This is a genomic window from Micromonospora sonneratiae (assembly GCF_042679305.1).
In the GTDB taxonomy this organism is placed as follows: domain Bacteria; phylum Actinomycetota; class Actinomycetes; order Mycobacteriales; family Micromonosporaceae; genus Micromonospora_H; species Micromonospora_H sonneratiae.
Genome location: NZ_JBHTMP010000143.1, coordinates 1 through 3,217, shown reverse-complemented (window position 1 = coordinate 3,217; position 3,217 = coordinate 1). Strand labels below are relative to the sequence as shown.

The 3,217-nt window shown below is 67.2% G+C and carries 1 protein-coding gene and 1 pseudogene; both read left to right on the top strand.

What is annotated here, in order from left to right:
• Positions 1 to 1,950, top strand: a pseudogene (locus ACFQ4H_RS34650) (S8 family serine peptidase); the annotation flags it as partial.
• Between the two features lie 10 nt (positions 1,951 to 1,960).
• On the top strand, positions 1,961 to 3,217 hold a 1,257-nt coding region (locus ACFQ4H_RS34645; RefSeq protein ID WP_377579485.1), incomplete at its 3' end, for a S8 family serine peptidase.

Below are 3,217 nucleotides of genomic sequence, written 5' to 3'. Positions count from 1 at the left end.
GTCGGGTCGGCGAAGCCGAATCCGGGGTTGACGGCGTTCGAGCAGGGTGCGGGTCGGGTTGATGTGGCTCGGGCGATCACCCAGACGGTGACGACCGGTCCGGTCGGGCTTTCCTTCGGGCGGACGATGTGGCCGCACGGTGACGACGTGCCGGTGGTCCGTACGGTGACCTACCACAACCCGGGTGCTGAGCCGGTGACCCTGCAATTGAGCATGCAGGTCACCGGTCCGGGCGGGGCCAGTGCGCCGGCCGGGATGTTCCAGGTCAGCGCGACGCAGGTTACGGTGCCGGCGGGTGGCCAGGCGCAGGTCACCGTCACGGCGGACACCAGTGTCGAGAGCCCGGACGGGCACTACACCGGCCGGCTGTTGGCCACCGCCGGGTCGACCGTGGTCAACACCCCGCTGGCGGTCAACAAGGAACCCGAAAGCTACAACCTGACCATCGCCCACATCGACGCTGACGGTGCTGCGGCCAGTAGCTACCTGTCCTTCGTCGTCGGACTCGACGCGTACCGGTACGAGCGTCTGTACGACCCGGAGGGCACGGTGACGATCCGTCTGCCCAAGGGCCGTTACGGGCTGACCAGTTGGCTGGACATCCCACGTGCCTCCCGGGTGGACCTGGCCATGCTCTCCCAGCCCCAGCTGGTGTTGAGCCGGGACACCACGGTCACCTTCGACGCGCGTAGGGCCAAGCCGGTGCAGATTTCCGTGCCGGAGCCGAGCGCGGTCGTAGCCCTGGCCTACCTGGGGCACACGTACCTGATGCCCGGACTGGCGTACGACTTCGGGCTGATGAGCCTCGGCCAGGAGGGTCTCACCATCGGGAACGTCGGCAAGGCGCTTCCGGCCGGTCAGTTCGTCGCATCGGTCGCCACCCAGTGGCTCAAGCCGGACAGCGAGGGGGAGTTCACCAACAGCCCCTACCTGTACTCGGTCTCCGAGGTCATGACCGGGCGGGCGCCGACCGGCTTCGTCCGGCACTACCGGAAGCAGGACCTGGCCACCGTACGGCAGGATCTGCGGGGCACGGTGTCGCCCAACGGGCTGGTCTACCGGGGCGCGATCCCGGTGCATCCGTACAACATCGGTGGTGCGGCGGTGTTCGTCCGGACCGAGCTGCCCCGACAGCGCGTCGAGTACTACAACACCAACGACGTGCAGTGGCAGGCCGAGATGTCGTTCGAGCGATGGGACGACCCGGCATCCTGGCCGGTGACGGAGGCGGTCCTCCGGTCGACGCCGACGCAGTATCAGGCTGGCCGGCACTATCAGGAGCGGTGGAACGGGGCACCGTACGGTCCGGGCTTCTCCGACGCACAATGGCCCTTCGCGGGAATCATCCGGCAGGGTGACGACATGCTGGCGAGCGTGCCGCTCTTCGGCGACAGCGCGGGGCATGTCGGAGCATCACTGGTCGATGCCGGTTGTACGGCGTTGTATCGCAACGGTGTGCTGGTCGGGGAGACGGGTGATCCGGGGTGGGGCATGTTCGTGGTGCCGCCGGGGCGGGCGTCCTATCGGTTGGAGGCGTCGGCCACCCGTAGTGTGAGTGAGTTGGGTACCCGGGTGGAGGCGGTGTGGACGTTCCGGTCGGGGCATGTGGCGGGGGATGACTTCGTCAAGTTGCCGGCGATGGTGGTGCGGTACGCGCCGAGGTTGGATGTCACCAATGCGGCTCCGGCCGGTCGGGTGTTCGACATTCCGGTGACGGTCCTGCACCAGCCGGGTGCGCCCGCCACGCGGGTGTGGTCGTTGACGGTCGAGGTCTCCTACGACGACGGGACGACCTGGCAGAAGGCGAAGGTCCGCTCGACCGGTAGGGGTTGGGTGGCCGGCGTCCAGCATCCGGGTCAGCCCGGTTACGTGTCGCTGCGGGCAAAGGCGGTCGACTCGGCGGGTAACACGGTGACGCAGAGCGTCGTTCGGGCGTACCGGTTGATCTGATCTGGTTGGGGTGGCCCGGACCATCGGCGTGAGCCGGCGGTCCGGGCCATTATTTTTCGAAACCACTCGATGGCTGGCATCCGTTTTCTGGGTGTGGAGCGTCTCCTTTATCGATAGATCCGTTGCTTCTTCGGACTCGATCCTGGAGGTGCGTATGCAGCTATCAAGGAAACTGGCGGTCGTTGTGCTCACGGTCGGCACGGTGCTGGGCACCGGGCCGGCTGGGTGGGCGAGGCCATCGGCCCCGACCATCCGACCGTCGGCCAGTGCTACCCAGTTCGGACCGCAGGCGGGGGCGGCCCGGACCGGGGCGGGCACGGTCACCCTGCTCACCGGGGATCAGGTCATTCTGACCGCGGCCGACACGCCGGCCATCCGTCCGGCCAAAGGCCGGGAACATGTCCGGTTCTTCGTCAATCGAGACCGGGATGCGGTGTACGTGATACCGCAGGATGCTCAGCGTCTGGTCCGGGACGGGAGGTTGGATCGTCGGTTGTTCGATGTGCGTGGGCTGATCCGGGATGGTTACCACGACGCCGCCCGGGACAGTCTGCCGTTGATCGTGACCTATCGTCCAGGTGCTGCTGGCAAAGGCGCCAATGTGCTCGGCGTTGTCGGGGCCGAGGCGACCCGCCAGTTGCCCGCCATCGGTGGTGTGGCGGTGACCGTCGAAAAGGGTGAGACGACCGCGTTCTGGACGGCAGTCACCGTTGGCCCGAAACTTGCACGTTCCGATACCTCCGGTGGGATCGACCGCATCTGGCTCGACGGCAAGCGGCGAATCTCGCTCGATCACAGTGTGCCGCAGATCGGTGCGCCGGCCGCTCACCAGGCGGGGTTCACCGGTCGGGGTGTCACCGTGGCCGTGCTCGACGGCGGTGTTGACGATCAACATCCCGATCTGGCCGGCAAGGTGGCCGAGGCCCGCAACTTCACCGATATGCCCGATACCCGGGACGAGGTCGGTCACGGTACGCATGTCGCCTCGACCATCGCTGGTAGTGGTGCCGCATCGGGCGGGAAGTACCGGGGGGTAGCCCCGGACGCGACCCTGTTCTCCGGCAAGGTCTGCGAGTCGACCTTCTGTACGGATTCGGCGATTCTGGCCGGGATGCAGTGGGCTGCGGTGGAGAAGCGGGCCACCGTGGTCAACCTCAGCCTCGGCGGCATGGACACGCCGGAGATCGATCCGTTGGAGCAGGCGGTCAACACGTTGACTGCGCAGACTGGCACGTTGTTCGTGATCGCGGCCGGTAACGACGGTGGT